General features: G+C 31.3%; 15 protein-coding genes. 8 read left to right on the forward strand and 7 right to left on the reverse strand.

The window, feature by feature from the left end; genetic code table 11:
- The first annotated feature begins 24 nt into the window (after window positions 1-24).
- The 4 genes from Q0873_RS06320 to Q0873_RS06335 all read left to right on the forward strand — a co-directional run bounded on the left by Q0873_RS06320 (window position 25) and on the right by Q0873_RS06335 (window position 4,632).
- A complete protein-coding gene (locus tag Q0873_RS06320; RefSeq protein WP_299105145.1) occupies window positions 25-327 on the forward strand; it encodes a hypothetical protein in 303 nt (100 codons plus the stop codon).
- Between the two features lie 125 nt (window positions 328-452).
- On the forward strand, window positions 453-1,982 hold the full coding sequence (locus Q0873_RS06325) for a SulP family inorganic anion transporter (RefSeq protein WP_299105146.1): 1,530 nt from the start codon (window positions 453-455) through the stop codon (window positions 1,980-1,982).
- A gap of 132 nt (window positions 1,983-2,114) precedes the next feature.
- The gene (locus Q0873_RS06330) at window positions 2,115-3,980 is read left to right on the forward strand and encodes a SulP family inorganic anion transporter (RefSeq protein ID WP_299105147.1); all 1,866 of its coding nucleotides are present in this window, start codon (window positions 2,115-2,117) and stop codon (window positions 3,978-3,980) included.
- 4 nt (window positions 3,981-3,984) lie between these two features.
- The gene (locus Q0873_RS06335; protein WP_299105942.1) at window positions 3,985-4,632 is read left to right on the forward strand and encodes a carbonic anhydrase family protein; all 648 of its coding nucleotides are present in this window, start codon (window positions 3,985-3,987) and stop codon (window positions 4,630-4,632) included.
- Between the two features lie 67 nt (window positions 4,633-4,699).
- Here the strand turns inward: Q0873_RS06335 and Q0873_RS06340 are convergent, their stop codons facing one another.
- From Q0873_RS06340 to Q0873_RS06350, 3 genes are all read right to left on the reverse strand, one after another.
- The gene (locus Q0873_RS06340; RefSeq protein ID WP_299105148.1) at window positions 4,700-7,084 is read right to left on the reverse strand and encodes a TonB-dependent receptor; all 2,385 of its coding nucleotides are present in this window, start codon (window positions 7,082-7,084) and stop codon (window positions 4,700-4,702) included.
- Window positions 7,085-7,224: 140 nt separating this feature from the next.
- Window positions 7,225-8,355, reverse strand: coding sequence for a helix-turn-helix domain-containing protein (locus Q0873_RS06345; protein WP_299105149.1), 1,131 nt, complete (start codon window positions 8,353-8,355; stop codon window positions 7,225-7,227).
- Window positions 8,355-8,885 carry a CvpA family protein gene (locus tag Q0873_RS06350; protein ID WP_299105150.1) on the reverse strand — a complete coding sequence of 177 codons (531 nt, stop codon included), beginning with the start codon at window positions 8,883-8,885 and terminating at the stop codon, window positions 8,355-8,357. Before Q0873_RS06350 ends, Q0873_RS06345 begins: the two co-directional genes overlap by 1 nt.
- 66 nt (window positions 8,886-8,951) lie before the next feature.
- Here Q0873_RS06350 and Q0873_RS06355 point away from each other — a divergent pair, with 66 nt between their 5' ends.
- Window positions 8,952-9,308: a hypothetical protein gene (locus Q0873_RS06355; RefSeq protein ID WP_299105151.1), complete on the forward strand. Its 357-nt coding sequence runs from the start codon at window positions 8,952-8,954 to the stop codon at window positions 9,306-9,308.
- On the opposite strand, the gene Q0873_RS06360 is transcribed toward Q0873_RS06355, so the two are convergent.
- Complete coding sequence (locus tag Q0873_RS06360; RefSeq protein ID WP_299105153.1) at window positions 9,305-10,099, reverse strand: SDR family oxidoreductase; 795 nt, start codon at window positions 10,097-10,099, stop codon at window positions 9,305-9,307. The genes Q0873_RS06355 and Q0873_RS06360 overlap by 4 nt on opposite strands.
- A 122-nt stretch (window positions 10,100-10,221) precedes the next feature.
- Between Q0873_RS06360 and Q0873_RS06365 the strand changes: the two genes are divergently transcribed.
- On the forward strand, window positions 10,222-11,610 hold the full coding sequence (locus tag Q0873_RS06365; protein WP_299105154.1) for a TlpA disulfide reductase family protein: 1,389 nt from the start codon (window positions 10,222-10,224) through the stop codon (window positions 11,608-11,610).
- A gap of 65 nt (window positions 11,611-11,675) precedes the next feature.
- Here the strand turns inward: Q0873_RS06365 and Q0873_RS06370 are convergent, their stop codons facing one another.
- The 3 genes from Q0873_RS06370 to Q0873_RS06380 are packed head-to-tail and all read right to left on the reverse strand — an operon-like array spanning window position 11,676 to window position 13,453.
- Window positions 11,676-12,035, reverse strand: a complete 360-nt coding sequence (locus tag Q0873_RS06370) for a YraN family protein (RefSeq protein ID WP_299105156.1) — start codon at window positions 12,033-12,035, stop codon at window positions 11,676-11,678.
- Window positions 12,035-13,012: an LD-carboxypeptidase gene (locus tag Q0873_RS06375; RefSeq protein ID WP_299105158.1), complete on the reverse strand. Its 978-nt coding sequence runs from the start codon at window positions 13,010-13,012 to the stop codon at window positions 12,035-12,037. The genes Q0873_RS06370 and Q0873_RS06375 overlap by 1 nt, the downstream gene beginning before the upstream one ends.
- Complete coding sequence (locus tag Q0873_RS06380; RefSeq protein WP_299105168.1) at window positions 13,013-13,453, reverse strand: GNAT family N-acetyltransferase; 441 nt, start codon at window positions 13,451-13,453, stop codon at window positions 13,013-13,015. It abuts the gene before it with no gap.
- Between the two features lie 84 nt (window positions 13,454-13,537).
- Here Q0873_RS06380 and metG point away from each other — a divergent pair, with 84 nt between their 5' ends.
- Window positions 13,538-15,592, forward strand: coding sequence for a methionine--tRNA ligase (gene metG / locus Q0873_RS06385; RefSeq protein ID WP_299105170.1), 2,055 nt, complete (start codon window positions 13,538-13,540; stop codon window positions 15,590-15,592).
- Between the two features lie 78 nt (window positions 15,593-15,670).
- Window positions 15,671-17,107 (forward strand): hypothetical protein, encoded by a 1,437-nt coding sequence (locus Q0873_RS06390; RefSeq protein ID WP_299105172.1) that lies wholly within the window; start codon window positions 15,671-15,673, stop codon window positions 17,105-17,107.
- Window positions 17,108-17,265: the final 158 nt, after the last annotated feature.

Consider the following 17,265-nt stretch of genomic DNA (forward strand, 5'->3'; position numbering starts at 1 on the left):
ATATTTGTGTTTTTTGATCAAAAAATGCTTAAGAGCTTATTTACATATTCACTAACTTTATTACTGTTATTTAGTATAACGGTGCCTACAATTGTGAGCTTAAGCGATTATGATATTTGCGAAACTTCTTTACTTCTTGACATAGAAGAAGATACTGATTCAAATGAAAAATCGGAAGAAGTTAAAGAATTAAAAATCTTAAATACTGAAGTTGCACACATTAATGTGTCTTCTACAAATAATAAAGCAACGATTACTACGTATAATTCAGAATTATACCAAACAATCTATCATAGCTTAGAATCTCCACCTCCGGAGCTTTCTTAATAACCTCATTCAACTTTTCCCTTATATAAATAAGTATTCGAAATACTTATTAAGGATCAACAAATATTTATTAAAATTAAGTTTATCAGCTAATTGAACAAGTTAGCTTAAGAAAATTATTGTGTATGTTTAAAACAATCAAAAACGACTTACCAGCTAGTATAGTTGTGTTTTTTGTTGCATTACCGTTATGTTTAGGTATTGCACTAGCCAGTGGAGCCCCTTTATTCTCAGGTTTAATTGCCGGAATCGTAGGAGGTATCGTAGTAGGAAGTATTAGTGGATCTAAAATTGGAGTAAGTGGTCCTGCAGCCGGATTAGCTGCGATCGTATTAACTTCAATTGCAACTTTAGGCGGTTTCGAAAACTTTTTAGTAGCCGTTGTATTAGGAGGAGTTATTCAATTAATTTTAGGTGTATTAAAAGCCGGAGTTATTGGATATTATTTTCCTTCATCTGTAATCAAAGGAATGTTAACAGGTATTGGTATTATTATTATCATGAAACAAATTCCTTTTTTCTTTGGATATGATAAATCTGCCGACTTTTCATTAGATGCTATTAGCGTAGGATCTACATTAGTAGGGGTTTTAGGTTTAGGTATCTTAATCTTATGGCAACAAGTACTTTCTAAGAAAGGAAAGATTTTCCAATTAATTCAAGGACCATTAGTAGCTGTTGTAATGGGAATCATCTACTATATTGTTACTCAGGGTAACGAGCAATTAGGTATTAACTCTTCTCAATTGGTAAGTGTTCCTGTACCAGATGGAATAGATTCGTTTTTAGGTCAATTTACATTCCCTAACTTTGGAGCAATTGGTAACAAAGATGTATGGATTGTTGCTTTTACTATTGCCATTGTAGCTAGTTTAGAAACTTTATTATGTGTAGAAGCTACAGATAAATTAGACCCAGACAAAAATGTAACACCAACCAATAGAGAATTATTAGCACAAGGTGTTGGTAATATTGTTTCTGGTTTAATCGGAGGTTTACCAGTTACTCAAGTAATTGTACGTAGTTCTGCTAACATCCAATCTGGAGGTAAAAGTAAAATGTCGGCTATTGTACATGGTTTCTTCTTGTTGATTTCAATCATCTTAATACCAACATTATTAAACAAGATTCCTTTATCGGCTTTAGCAGCAGTATTATTAATCGTTGGATATAAATTAGCAAAGCCTGCTACGTTTATAAACATGTTCAAATTAGGAAGAAAGCAATTTATTCCTTTTATGGCTACTGTAGTACCAATGGTTGTAACTGGAGATTTATTATTAGGTATTGGATTAGGATTAGCAGTTGGAATTGTAGTAATCTTATTTAAGAGCTACCAAAATTCTCACTTCTTACATATCGAAGATAAGAGTAACGGACAACACAAAATTAAAATGACTTTAGCTGAAGAAGTTACCTTCTTTAACAAAGGAGCCATTTTAAAAGAATTAGATAATCTTGAAGAAAATTCATATTTAGAATTAGACGTAAGAAAAACAAGATTCTTAGATCATGATATTATTGAAATTTTAGAAGACTTTGCTCATAAAGCAAGAGAAAGAAATATCAATATTAAACTTAATTCAGAAAGAGGAGTTGTAGAAAACCCGGATAGCTTTATTGAGTTCTTCAAATTACGTCCAAAAGCAGCATAAAATTAAAAGAGAGTGTCGTATATCTAGTACCAACACTCTCTTTCCTTACGTGCTATTATACAATGAACAAAAACAAAAAGATTAAAGCAATCAAAAAAAATTAGTATTTTTAAGTACTAATCATCTTTACATATGAAAAAACTATTTTCTAACGTTCGTGGAGACATATTTGGTGGTGTAACTGCCGGAATTGTGGCTCTGCCTCTTGCTTTAGCTTTTGGTGTATCATCTGGTTTAGGTCCTAGTGCTGGTTTATATGGTGCTATTTTAATTGCATTCTTCGCAGCACTCTTTGGAGGTACCGATACCCAAATTTCTGGTCCTACTGCTCCTATGACTGCAGTGAGTATGGTAGTTATTGCTACTATTATTGCAGCCAATGATGGAGATATTAATAAGGCAATGCCTATTATATTAACTGTTTTCTTATTAGCAGGTTTAATGCAAATAGGTTTAGGTGCAATTGGCTTAGGTAAATACATTCGATATATTCCTTACCCTGTAGTTTCTGGGTTTATGACAGCTATTGGTGTAATTATTTTGGTAACACAAATACTTCCTTCTGTTGGATATTATGCCAAGGAAGATGCTTCATATGTAGAGCAATTTAAACCTTTAGCTGAGGAAATCATATTAGAAAACATTCTAAAAGAAGAAGCTGATGAAGGTATTTTAGTTCTTGAAGATTTCAAAGAAACAATTAAAAGAGCCGAAAGAATTACCCAAGAAAACATCTTAAACGAAAGTAAAACACTTGCAGGAAAAGAAGCTTCTGGGGTAATGGGAACTTTTAATGTACTTCCTAGAGCTTTAAAAAATATTAGCTGGTTAGAATTAGCCTTAGCACTCGGAACTATATTTATTATTTATGGTTTCAAACGAATAACAACTGCTATACCAAGCACCCTAGTTGCTTTAGTTGTAATGACTGGTATTGCTGTAGCTTTTGGCTTAGATTATAGACCAATTGAAGAAATCCCACAAGGGTTTCCAGCGCCAAATCTAGAAATATTCACAGGATTTCAACTCTCCAATGTTACTCCGTATTTCTTTACAGCACTAACCTTAGCGCTATTAGGAGCCATTGATTCCTTGTTAACATCTGTTGTTGCAGATAATATGACCAAAACCAAACACAAACCTAATAAGGAATTAGTTGGTCAAGGTATTGGAAATACTATAGCAGCAGTTTTTGGAGGAATTCCTGGCGCAGGAGCAACTATTAGAACGGTAGTAAATATTAACTCAGGAGGTAAAACCAAATTATCGGGTATGATAGCAGGTGTTATGCTATTAATTATCCTTTTAGGTTTAGGACCTGTAGCTTCTAAAATCCCAGCCGCAGTTTTAGCTGGAATTTTAATCACTGTTGGTATTGGAGTAATGGATTATAAAGGATTAAAAGCAATTCCTTCTTTACCTAGAGATATTGAATTAGGACCAATAAAATTAAGCTCAGAAGTATTAATTATGCTAGTGGTATTGGTATTATCTACTTTCTGGAACTTAGTATATGCTGTAGGAATTGGTTTAATCATTGCTTCGTTAATGTTTATGAAGAAAATTGGTGATTTAACCGCAGAACGTTCTGAAGTATTAACTTTTGAAGAAGCTTGGGACGACGAGGTTGATTTCCCAATAGAGTTAAAAGAAGAAGTTTTTATCAAGCATATTAAAGGACCTTTATTCTTTGGATATACAAGTGATTTCCAAGCAATGGCCAAACAGATTCCTAAAACTGCAACTACCGTAATTATGCGTTTAGATCTTATGCAGTATATGGATCAATCCGGTCTCTATGCAATGGAAGATATGATTCAAGATTTAAAATCTAATGGAACTCATGTTCAAGTATTATTTGTTGGCTTACTAAGACAACCAAGGTATATGATGGAACGTATTGGTTTAATTCCAGATTTCATTCCAGAAGAACATATTTTTAGCACATTTAAAGAATGCCAATCTTGGGCAAAAGAAAATATAAAAGACATTTATTAAAAAAATTAACTTAAAAACAATTATGAGAAATACAGCAATTACAAAAGAAGTTCAATCAGGTTTCACAGCAGATTCTGTATTACAAGATTTATTAGACGGTAACAAGCGTTATGTTGACAACAACTTAACTTCTTCAAATGTTTCAGATTTAGTTCAACAAACAACTGGAGGACAATTTCCTAAAGCAGTTATCTTATCATGTATCGATTCACGTGTACCAGTAGAAATGGTTTTTGACCAAACTATTGGAGATGTTTTTGTTGCTCGTGTAGCAGGTAACTTCGAAAATGTAGATATTTTAGGAAGTATGGAATACTCTTGTGCAGTTGCAGGAAGTAAATTAGTATTTGTAATGGGACACGAAAGCTGTGGAGCTGTAAAAGCTGCTTGTGATGGTGTTGAATTAGGAAATATTACTGCAATGTTAGACAACATTGTTCCTGCTGCAAAAGCTGCTTCTGAAGAAGTAGATGGAGAAGCGAATTCATCTAACAAAGCATTTGTTGACAAAACTATCGAAAACAATGTAAAAATGACGATCGAAAGAATCCGTGAGAGAAGTAAAATCTTGCAAGAAATGGAAGACAACGGTGAAATTAAGATTGTTGGAGGAGTATATTCTTTAACAACTGGTAAAGTAACTATGTTATAAGATTAGCATTTTATATATACACAAAAAAACCGAAGCTCTTCGCTTCGGTTTTTTTTATATCATTATGTTAATTAGCTCTATTCTGCTCATCATTGTTCCCAAACCCTCTGTCTTTTACTTTTATCTTTTTATTTCCGAAACTATAAGAAAGAGAAAAACGAATATGCCTGCTGTTATAATTTTGACTATACACATTTCTTACTCCATTAATCTCTGAAACTAAATTGTTTAAACTTGCCGTGTTAAAAACATCATTAAACAAAACAGATGCTTGTATTTTCTTATTAAAAAAACTCTTTTTTACACCTACATTTAATCCATACATAGTTCCTAACGTATAAATATTCGCAGATGATTTTGGTTGATAAAAGAAATCTACTTGTAAACTTGTATCATTAGAAACCGTAAAAGTGTTATTTGTAGAAAAATTAAATTGAATTCCATTTTTTACAGGAACGTCAAACTCATCGAAAACTGTAGAAGAATTTCCTGAAATATGAACATAATTCTGACTTTTCCACCAAGAAAAAGGTTTTACATTATACAACTCTGAAAGTTGCCAATAGATTCCTTTATAATAATTCCTTCTTATTACCGCTTGAATATTATTCTCTGGTTCTGCTGAAAACAATGTTCCAAAACCATTATCTATACTATGAAAATATAAGGTAGTTATCAATTTCCCTTTATAATTATGAATCAAATTAAAACGATCTACAAAAGAAGGTTGGATAAATGGATTTCCTTCTGAATAAACATTACTATTCAAGTAATTCCTAAATGGGTTTAAATCTCTAAAAACAGGACGATTTATTCCTCTTCCATAATTAAAACTAAACGTGTTACTTTCATTTTTCTTATAACTAACATATAACGATGGAAACAACTTCACATAACTATTTTCATTGATTTGATTCAACGTTTTTGAAACCCCTCTGGTTTCTGTATTTTCTAAACGCAATCCTCCTTGAAAACTCCATTTTTCATTTATTTTTTTTGAAGCACTTATATAAAAAGCTTGTACATTTTCTTCATACTCAAACTCATTAGATAAATTAGTATCTAGAATAGGTGCTCCAGTAATTGTATTGAAGTTTTCTAACCTATTTTTAGTAGTCACAAAACTAAACTTAGCTCCATATGATACATCTATCTTTTTAAATGGGTGATGCATATCTAGCTTTACATTATAATTCTTTATTTGTTGATTACTGTAGTTTCTCACAGATTGATTAATATTTAGCAATTCGTTTTGCGGAGAAAATGCATTTACTAAAGCATCTGCATCTAAAGTGTTTTCATAATCAAAATAATCAAAGTCAAGTGATAATTTTCTTCCCAAAGTATCTAATTTCAAAAGGACATATGAATTCAATACATGACTAAAAACTCGTGTCTTTCGAGGTTCAGTTTTCACCAATACACTGTCTAATTGATTTGCTAAATTGTAAAATTCTGTTCTTCCTGGGGCATCTGCACTTGGCGTATTAAAATTACCCAGATACTGACCCCCTATTGCTACATTCTTAGACAATTCATAATTTAAAGACAATCTAGCAGCATTATTTTTGCGTTTTTCTTTAGTCTCAATATCAACTTTCCATGTAGTTGTAGGAAAATAAGCAAAACTCTTTTCTGCATTTGGCAAAGCTCCTCTAATAGTACTAACAGAAGCATTTAGCTGTAATTTATTCTTACTAAATGAAAAGTTGTTTCGTAACGTTAAGAACCCGTACTTATTTGCATTATACGTCAGTGAGGTAGTATTCTTCCAAGAATTTTTCCTACCCTTTTTATAAACAATATTTATAATTCCTCCATTACCAACTGCATCGTATTGCGCCGGTGGATTTGTAATAATTTCAACAGATTTAATATCTTCAGCTGCAATTGAATTTAAAAAGTTTATCAGATCTTCACCAGAGAGCTGCATCATTCTTCCATCTATCATAACTCTAGTTGCCTCTCCTCCTACCATACTAATAGCATTATTTTGTACCGAAACTCCAGGAGCAACTTTAAGCACATCTACCGCATCTCCTCCACTAACAGATACACTATTCGCAACATTAAAAACTAAACGGTCATTTTTTTGTTCAATTAGTTTTTTCTCAGAATTAATAACAACCTCATTTAAAACATTTTCTTCTTCCTTAATTTCTAATACTCCAAGGTTTTGGGACTCTTTAATAGACAACTCTTTCTCTAAATTCTCATAGCCAATAAAACTAATTAATAAACGATAATCTCCTTGGTTACTTGTTAAACTAAAATCTCCTTCATCATTCGATGTAGTACCTGTAACAATTTTTCCTTCTACCGTTGTAAGAATAACATTAGCAAAAGGTATTGCTCCATTTTTATCTTTAATCTTTCCGGAAATTGTTACCTGTGCAGACAATATTGCTGTATATAGTATTGCCATTATTACCAAGATATTTTGCGTTCTCATAAATAAAATTTTAATTCGAGAACAAAAGTGCTATATCAATGGAAACTATGCGACTGATTACATAAAGTCGAACTCTTTTTTACAAAAAAAATGCGTTTGAGTATCTACAGCAAACGTTCGACTTTGTTATAACCCACTGACTACAAAGGGTTTTTACGAAATTGTGTTGGAGTGAGTCCTGTTTGTTTTTTAAACTCTGTATTAAAAGAAGATTTAGAATTAAAGCCTACATCATACAAAACTTCTAATACTGTTAGCTTTTGATTTGATGGATTTTTAAGTATTGTTTTGGCCTTTTCTATTCGATATCCATTTACAAAATCAAAAAAATGTTGTTTCAAATGATGATTGATTAATACCGATAAATCTCTGTAGGGAATATTCATTTGGTTTGCCAAATTATGAATTGTAAGCGAAGAGTTTAAAAAAGGTTCTTCTTTATCCATATACTTCTTTAAAGTACTTATCTGTTCAGAAATTTCATCTTCTCCTTCCTCTTCATCATTCTCAAGCATATTTTGCACCAATTGATGTTTGGTATCTATGCCTCTAAACAATTCTGGTTGCAACATACTTTTTAATACAATCCAACATAAAAACCCAAGTAATAAAAGTGTTGTAATAATTCGCATCATATCTAAAATAGCATCATCACTATCAAACAATTTGTAAACACTTTTTATGCTAGAAAATAGTAGTAACACTAAACTTATAACCGCTAATTGAAATAACCATTTATAGTTATAATTTTTTGTAGATGAATAACTTTCCAACAGCAGTTTTCTGTATCTTCTTAACTCAATAAATATCAATACCAAATAAAACAAGGCCACCAAAATTCCATAAACTAATGATGCTTTAACTTCTGGATAAGAATAATAGTTTTCATAAAACTGAATCTGCTGATCATGCGAAGCCAAATAAAAGTTAGGAAAATACATAAACAGTTCAATAGCAAAAGGAACAAAATGCAAAAGATGCTTGGGCTTCAACTTAAAATCAGAATAAATACAAGACAGCACATACAAGTATAAAAGTGGACTAGCAAAAAAAGCTATTTGATCTCTAAGTCTATCTAAAACAATTGGTATCTCTATATAATTTGCATAAAAAAATACACTGATATGAATTGCAAAAATTATAAAGTAAAGAGCCATTAATCTATTACCAACCTTATTCTTTGTTTTTACAGATAACAAAAAAACTGACAATAGTATTGCAATGGAAATTAGAATTAAGGTAATAAAACCACGAATTGACGCACTATCCATTATTCAGTATCGACATTAGTTGTAGTGTTCTCTTCTTCAACTTCATTATCATCTTTTATGATAGACGGAAATATTGTTGGAGCAATCTTTTTTACGGGTTTGTATAAAATAGACTCACTTAAACTTTCCTGAGATACAAATGGAATGGTATCGTTCATCTTTCCGAAGAAAATAAAAATAACACTTAAAATTAAACCAATTTTTAGCGCTCCAAATACACCTCCCAATATTTTATTCAAAATTCCAAGTGAGGCAAAATCTGCAATTTTTGTCAAAATTTTCCCCAATAAAGCTATGACTACAATAATAACAACAAAGGTCCCGGCAAATGCTGCAAGGGAAATATATCTTTCATCCCAATCTACACTGTCCTTCAACCAATCTCCAATAAAATAAGAAAAGTGAATAGCCCCATACACTCCAGCTATTAGGGCTACCAGGGAAGCAACTTCTACAAACAGCCCCTTCATTAATCCACGTACAAAACCAAAAAGTAATAATGCTGCAATAATTATATCAAATGTATTCATAGTCATTTATATATTTCAATGTAAATATACGTAACTCATTTGTATCTTTGCTTTTCAAAAAATTAAATGAGTACTTCAAATAACTTAAAAGAAAGATGGGATGTTGTGAATCAGAAATTATCACAACAATTTGCCGAAGGAGATGAACTAACCATAGATGCTATCATCTATTTAATTGGTGTTCAAGAATTAGGACAAGGACAACGAAAGTTTAAAAAAGACGAAAAAGTGAACTTAATGCATATTGCAATTTGTAAACTTCTAGAACCATATGGCTATTATGAGTTTGACTTTTTTGACGACGATGGTTGGCCTCACTATAAAACCTTAACGGAATTACCTAGTCTAAAACCAGGAGAACAAACGGTACTTATGAAAGAAGCTATTATTAACTATTTTGATGATATCAATTTCTTTGATTAAGTAACACTAAGTTTACGAATCATTTTTGATAATAATTTAGGATAGAAACGTTTGGCATAAACCCCTAATTTTTCTTTAGCTCCAGCAATATAAACCTCTTCTCGTTTTTGCTTAATAGCTTTAATCATCAGTTTTGCAAAACGATCGGGATGTATTCCATTTGCCGTTGCCGAATCCATTGAGTTTTGCGGACTCCCATCACCAGTTAGTGCATTCTTTGAAACATTTGTAGTTACAAAACCAGGACACACCAAAGTAACACTTATATTGTCTTTATAGTGTTCGGCACGTAAACTATCAAAAAAACCATGCAATGCATGTTTTGTTGCTGCATAAGAAGATCGTAATGGAGTTCCTATTTTCCCCACAATACTCGTGGTTACTACAAACTGCCCGGACTGATTCTTTATAAAATGAGGTAGTAAAGCTTTCGTTAAAGCAACGGTTCCTAAATAGTTTACATCCATCAAACGTTTATCAACTTTAATGTTTGTATCCTTCACTAAAGAACGTTGACTAATTCCTCCATTGTTTACTAGAATATCAATACTTCCAAAAAATGAAAGCGCCTTTTCTACTCTTAACTCAAGAGTTGCATAGTCTTCTAAATCTAAAGGCAACACCCTTATGTTTTCTTGATTTTTACATTCTTGAACTACTTCTTCTAACGTTTCTTTTCTTCGAGAAGACAATATAATATTCACATCGAGTTTAGAAAACTCTATTGCAAGTGACCTTCCTATACCAGAAGATGCACCTGTAATCCAAACCACTTTATTTTTAAAGCTCATTTTCAACTGTTAACAATTTACGATGAGACTAAAATAATGAAGAAAAAATAAAATCGGCATACTTCTTGGATAGTAGTAGGTAAATAACTAGTTTTAAACCTTTAAAATAACCCTTTTATATCATGATGATGAGAAAATTACTTGCTTTATTAATATTTGCAACATCAGTAGCGAATGCTCAATATACCATAAAAGGTACGATGACTCCACCTGAAAAAAGTGACTTTGTTATGTTACATAAATTAGAGGGAGTAAAACCTAAATTTATTGGACATACTACGATCAAGTACGATACAGTTAAAGTAGGAGGAGAACAACAAGCTTTAGGTAGATTTACCATTCAATTACCAGCTAATGCAAAACCTGGAGCGTACAGAGCAACCTATAGAAACCAAGGTTCTGGATTTATTGACTTCTTATATAACAAAGAGAATATTGAGTTTATATTTAACCCTAAATTCCCAGATCAATCGGTTGTATTTACTTCTTCTCGAGAAAATAAATTATATAATGATTACTTACAAGCTTATGCTAAAACACAAAATAAGTTAGACTCTTATTTACTTAATTATATAAAAACTCCAAGTAAAGAAATTAAAAAATCTTACAAGAAAACTTTAAAAGAATTAAAAGAATTACAGGAGATTTACGAAACAAAATCTGAAGGAATGCTTACCCATCATTTTATCAAAGCTTCTCAAAGATATAATCCATCAAGCCTTTTTGAAAGTGTTGATGAATTTTCGAACTTTACTATTGAAAACTTCTTTAAGTATGTAGACTTTAGCAGTCCACAATTATATAATTCTTCTTTTATTATTGATAAAGTAAACGATTATATTTTCTACTTAAACACTTCTGAAGATCCAGAGGCTCAAAAAGATATTTATAAAGAATCTATCAATACCGTTTTATCTAAAGTTTCAAAAGGTAAATTAAGAAAAGATCTAGTTCAATTTTTAATCACTTCTTTTACTGATAAAAGAGATGGTGAAATGGTAGATTGGTTATTTGCTGAGCATTATAATGATTTACCGTCTGAAGATCAAGACGAAGAATTTAAAAGTGAAAAACTTCAAATTTTAAATGCTACTGTAGGTAGAACTGCTCCAGATTTCTCATGGAAAAAAGGAGAAACAGAACACAAATTATCTTCTTTAAATGATGGTGATAAATACTTATTAGTATTCTGGAGTACTAGCTGTCCTCACTGTGTAAAAGATGTACCAGAATTACACAATTTTATGCAAAGTCATAAAAATGTTTCTGTGATTTCTTTTGGTATTGAAAACGAAAGTGATAAAGATGCGTGGGTTTCTTTTACAACAAACAAACTTCCTAATTGGCACAATGCAATTGGAACACACCCAGAGCACAAATGGAGTAATGAAACTGTTCAAAAATATAACTTATTAGGTACACCTTCTTATTTCGTATTAGATCAAAACAAGAAGATCATTGCAATGCCTGATCAATTTGAAGACGTTAAAAAATATTTCGAAAGTCACTAAGATTAATGACTTTTAAAGAAAAGAAAACCCAACTAAAATTAGTTGGGTTTTCTTTTCTTTAAAATTTAAAAATGCAAAAATGCATCTTCTATATGCTCTAGATTTTCCTTGTTATTCTTTATAACTATAGCTATAATATCAAAGCGAACTTCAACATCTAAATTCTTTTCAATTACATAATGATCTATTGCTGAAACTAGTAGTTTTATTTTCTTTGGACTTACGAAATCTTGTGGATCACCAAACTCAATAGATGATCTTGTTTTCACTTCTATAGCTATTAACAAATCATCTTTTTTAGCTATGATATCTACCTCTGCTTTTTGAAATCGGTAATTTCTCTCTATAATCTGAAACCCTTTTTCTAATAGATAATCAACAGCAATTTTTTCTCCTTTTTTTCCTAGCTCATTATGTTCTGCCACTATTTAAATATTACGTTAGACGTATTTTCACCAATCTGTAACTCCACTTCCCTTCCCATAATTAATGCTCTATTATCTGGTTCATGACCTGCAGGAAAGTTAAATAAAACAGGAATCTCATTCGGAACAACATCTAAAATCAATTGCTCTATTGAGCTTCCCCAAGGAGTTGTATTTTTCTTTATTTTAGTCATATCTCCAACTAAAACTCCATTTACTCCATTAAAATACCCAGCTCTTTTTAAACTCTGCAACATTCTATCAATCGAGTATTTATATTCTCCTATTTCCTCAATAAACAAAATCTTTCCTTTGGTAGACATTTGACTATCTGAACCTAACATTGATGCTAAAATTGCAATATTACCTCCAACTAACTCTCCACTAACATCTCCTTCTCTATTATACTTCGATGATTGAATTTCATACCTTAAACTTTCTCCAAACAAGGCTTTTCTAAAGGTTGTAATAGTTTCTTCTATATCTTCAACTTTATCCTGCATACTCGTACCCATCATAGCGTGTAATGTTTCTATTCCTAAATTATGAATATGGTTATGAAACGCAGTGATATCCGAATATCCAATGATCCATTTCGGATTTTCTAAAAACTTTGTAAAGTCTAATCTATCTAAAATTCTAACAGAACCATATCCTCCTCTAGCAGACCAAATTGCTTTAATATTCGGATTGTCCAATGCCTTTTGAAAATCTTCGCATCGTTGCTCATCGGTTCCTGCAAAATGATGCTCCTGATTAAACATATGCTTTCCATACACCACTTTTAATCCCCAACTTTCAGCCAAATCCTTTGCTCTATCAATTACATGCTTCCTGTTTTTTAATATTCCTGCAGGAGCTACAATAGCAATCGTATCACCCTTTTGTAAATATGTCGGTGTTTTTAATTTCATTTTGTCTTGTGAATTAACTGATGAAAATATCAGAAAAAAAAGTATAAAAATTGTTCTCTTCATTTAGCTTGTTTTAGAAAGTAATAAAACTCGTTGTGCATATTGCCCTTCTTTATTACACCAGTGATACTTTTCTATGATTTCTTTTGGAGCTACTACATTGTTACTACCAAATCCAAATTGCTGATAAAACTGTTCCAAGTTTTCAAAAGGTAAGCACCATATTGTTTTGTTTGAAAATGGGTTTTGCTTACACAAATAACTTACAATAGCATTGGCTACTCCAATTTTTCTAAACTCTTTAAAAACATAGATTCCTCCTAGTTCAACATTTTCATCATCTATTTGAACTAATCTTCCTAGTCCTGCTTTTGTCTTATTTACTTCAGCGATTACTATAAATTCATTCTCAAAATGAGACGGTTTAAAATCTACTTTTTTGTACATTGTGTTTATCCAATCAAGTTGATCTTTTCTTGCAATTTTTATTGCTATTTCATTCATAAAAATACTGCAGAATTTAAGATGTAGTAAATTTACAAAATCAAAGTGTGTTTTGTACTTTTGTATCCTTAAAAATAAATCTTAATGAGTACACCGAAAAGATATACAATTACCGCTGCATTACCATATACAAATGGTCCTATTCATATTGGTCATTTAGCAGGGGTATATGTTCCTGGAGATATTTACGCGCGTTATTTACGTCAAAAAGGTAAAGATGTAGCCTACATCTGTGGTTCAGATGAGCACGGAGTAGCTATTCCAATGCGTGCTAAAAAAGAAGGTGTTACTCCTCAAGACATTATTGATAAATACCACGGAATCATTAAAAAATCTTTTGAAGATTTTGGTATTTCTTTTGACAATTATTCACGTACCTCAGCTGAAATTCATCATAAAACAGCTTCAGATTTCTTTACAAAGTTATACAACGATGGAGAATTTATTGAAGAAGTTACAGAACAATTATACGATGCAGAAGCAGATCAGTATTTAGCTGATCGTTTTGTAATTGGTACTTGTCCTAAATGTGGGAATGAAGAAAGTTATGGAGACCAATGTGAAAAATGTGGAACCAGTCATAATGCAACAGATTTAATTAATCCTAAGTCGGCAATTACTGGTAATGTACCTACATTAAAAGAAACAAAACACTGGTTTTTACCCTTAGATAAACATGAGGCTTTTTTACGTGAATGGATTTTAGAGAGTCATAAAAACGATTGGAAACCTAATGTACTAGGACAATGTAAATCATGGATTGATGACGGTTTAAGACCTCGTGCAGTAACCCGTGATTTAGACTGGGGAATTCCAGTTCCAGTTGAAGGAGCAGACGGTAAAGTGTTATATGTATGGTTTGACGCTCCTATCGGATATATTTCTGCTACGAAAGAATGGGCGGCTAGAGAAGGAAAAAACTGGGAAGACTACTGGAAGAAAGACGACACAAAATTAGTGCACTTTATTGGTAAAGATAACATTGTATTTCACTGTTTAATTTTCCCATCAATGTTGAAAGCACATGGTGATTATATCTTACCAGAAAATGTACCTGCTAATGAGTTTTTAAATTTAGAAGGAAACAAATTATCTACTTCTAAAAACTGGGCTGTTTGGTTACATGAATATTTAGAAGAGTTCCCTAATCAGCAAGATGTATTGCGTTATACTTTAACAGCTAATGCACCTGAAAGTAAAGACAATGATTTTACTTGGAAAGATTTTCAAGCAAAAAACAACAATGAGTTAGTAGCTATTTTTGGTAACTTTATTAACCGAGTAGTAGTATTAACTAACAAATATTATAATGGTGTCGTACCTACCGCAGGTGATTTAACCGAAGCTGATGAAGATGCTTTACACCAATTACAACAATTTCCAGATGTGATTGGAAAATCTGTTGAACGTTATAGATTTAGAGAAGCTTCTCAAGAGTTAATGAATTTAGCTCGTTTAGGTAATAAATACTTAGCAGATGAAGAGCCTTGGAAAGTTATTAAGGAAGATGAAGAGCGCGTAAAAACTATTATGAATATAGCGCTACAAATTGCAACTGGATTAGCAGTATTATCTGAGCCTTTCTTACCATTTACTTCTTCGAAGTTAAAATCAATTTTAAACATTGATAACACATTAACTTGGAATGATATTTCTGAGAAAGAGGTGTTACTTTCTGCGGCACATCAAATTAATAAAGGTGAATTGTTATTCTCTAAGATTGAAGATAAAACCATTGATGGTCAATTAGAAAAATTAGAAGCAACAAAAAAGGCAAACGAAGCAGCAAATAAAGTTGTAGAGCCACAAAAAGAAACAATAGAGTTTGATGACTTTACTAAAATGGACATGCGTGTAGGAACCATTTTAGAAGCTGAAAAAGTAGCGAAAGCAAAGAAGTTATTAAAGCTAAAAGTAGATGTGGGTATTGATGTACGCACAATTGTTTCTGGTATTGCTGAAAGCTTTAAACCAGAAGATATTGTTGGTCAACAAGTAACTGTATTATGTAATTTAGCTCCAAGAAAAATTAGAGGTGTAGAAAGTCAAGGTATGATTTTAATGACGGATACTCCAGATGGAAAATTAGCTTTTGTACAACCTTCTGAAAAAGTAAAAAACGGAGAGTTTATCGCTTAGAATTCAAAAACAAATTTCTATATATTTGCAAAGCCTCACTTTTTCGTGAGGCTTTTTTTAAATTAAAAAAATAAAAACATGAAAAAGAATTCCCTACTAGTTCTTCTATTAGGATTAGTATTTAACACCCTATGTGGTCAAGTAAAAATTGCTAGTTTTAAAAATCATTTAAAACAAAACTCAACAAACATAAAAGATGTCATTCCTATTATTAATAGTGAAAATGATGAGTTAGCTATATTTATAGCTGATGCTAAAAATGTATATGGTTATAAATTAGATGACCAGTTTAACGTAAGAGGAGAAGTTTCCTCTTTAACAAAAGAAAGAAAATATAAGGTATTGTTAGGAAGCAGTATTCAAAACAATACATACAAATTATACCTAACGAATAAAGATGAAAATAAGTTTGCTTTTATAACCTTTTCTTTTGATTCTAAGGAAACATCTATTCATGAGTTCATTTTACCATCAGGTCAAACATTTATTCAGACAATTTCTTATAAAAATAAATTTTACATCTTATCTGCAAACAAGTTAACAGGAAGTGTTTTTTTAAATTATTTTAATGATGAAAACATACTACAGTATCAATCAATTGATACTAGTGAATTTTCTTTTCTAAATAAAAGTGGTAGAAAAATTTCAATTACCGAATTGCTATTGCCTTTTAATAGCACCCCGATAAAAAAGTTTGAAAAAGACACTCCTAACTCTATAGAAACTGCTTCAGAAAGCACCAAAATGTACATGCGTGATAATAGTGTTGTGCTTACTTTTGATAACAACAATAATGTAACACAAGTATTAACCATAAACCTAGATACTTTTGAAGCTACAAATAAGAACTTTGAAAAGCCGCTATCTCAAATAAAATCGGGAAGAAAAAAAACAAACTCTTTTATTTATGATGATAAAATTGTGATTGTTGGAGCAACAAAAAATATCTTTTCCATGCATATTCTCGATTATGAAACAGGAACTTTTATAAAAGAATATGCCGCAAGTAAAGATGAAGATATCCCATTTAAAAATTCTGCAATCGTCCAAAAAGGAGGTTATTATAATAACTATAGAAAACTAGATAAAACAAAAAAATTCTTAAGAAAAATCACTTCTAATAAAATTGGAGTTTCGGTTATTAAAAATAAAGGTGATTATCATTTTTCTATTGGAGGTTATGTTGAGCAAAGAGCAGCAGGACCGATGATGATGGGTGGTTTTGGAGGAATGCCAATAGCTAGTTTTGGTAATGTATCTTTTTTCTTTAATCCTACTATGTTAGCTTATGACTCTTTTTCAAATACTAAATCTACACAAATTGAGTGTTTGTTTGATGAAAACTTTGATCACATTAAAGATGCTACTCCTAATGATAATGTCTTTGATAAAATGAAAAACATTTCAAAAAGAGGAAAAACTGGAGTAACTGTATTCAAATATAAAGATCATTTTGTTCGAGGGTCATATAACCCAGAAACAAAAATCTACTATCTAAGAAAATTTAAAAAATAAAAGTCGATAACATTAAATATTAAGAAAGCCTCACAAAAAGTGAGGCTTTTCTTTTTACCCCAATTCAATAAAGACTTAACTATTGTTTTGTTTTACGAGAACAAGTACCGTAAATAGCTTTAACAACAATCTACAGATTACAACTTAGATTTTTAGGC

Source organism: uncultured Tenacibaculum sp. (genome assembly GCF_947498805.1).
GTDB lineage: Bacteria > Bacteroidota > Bacteroidia > Flavobacteriales > Flavobacteriaceae > Polaribacter.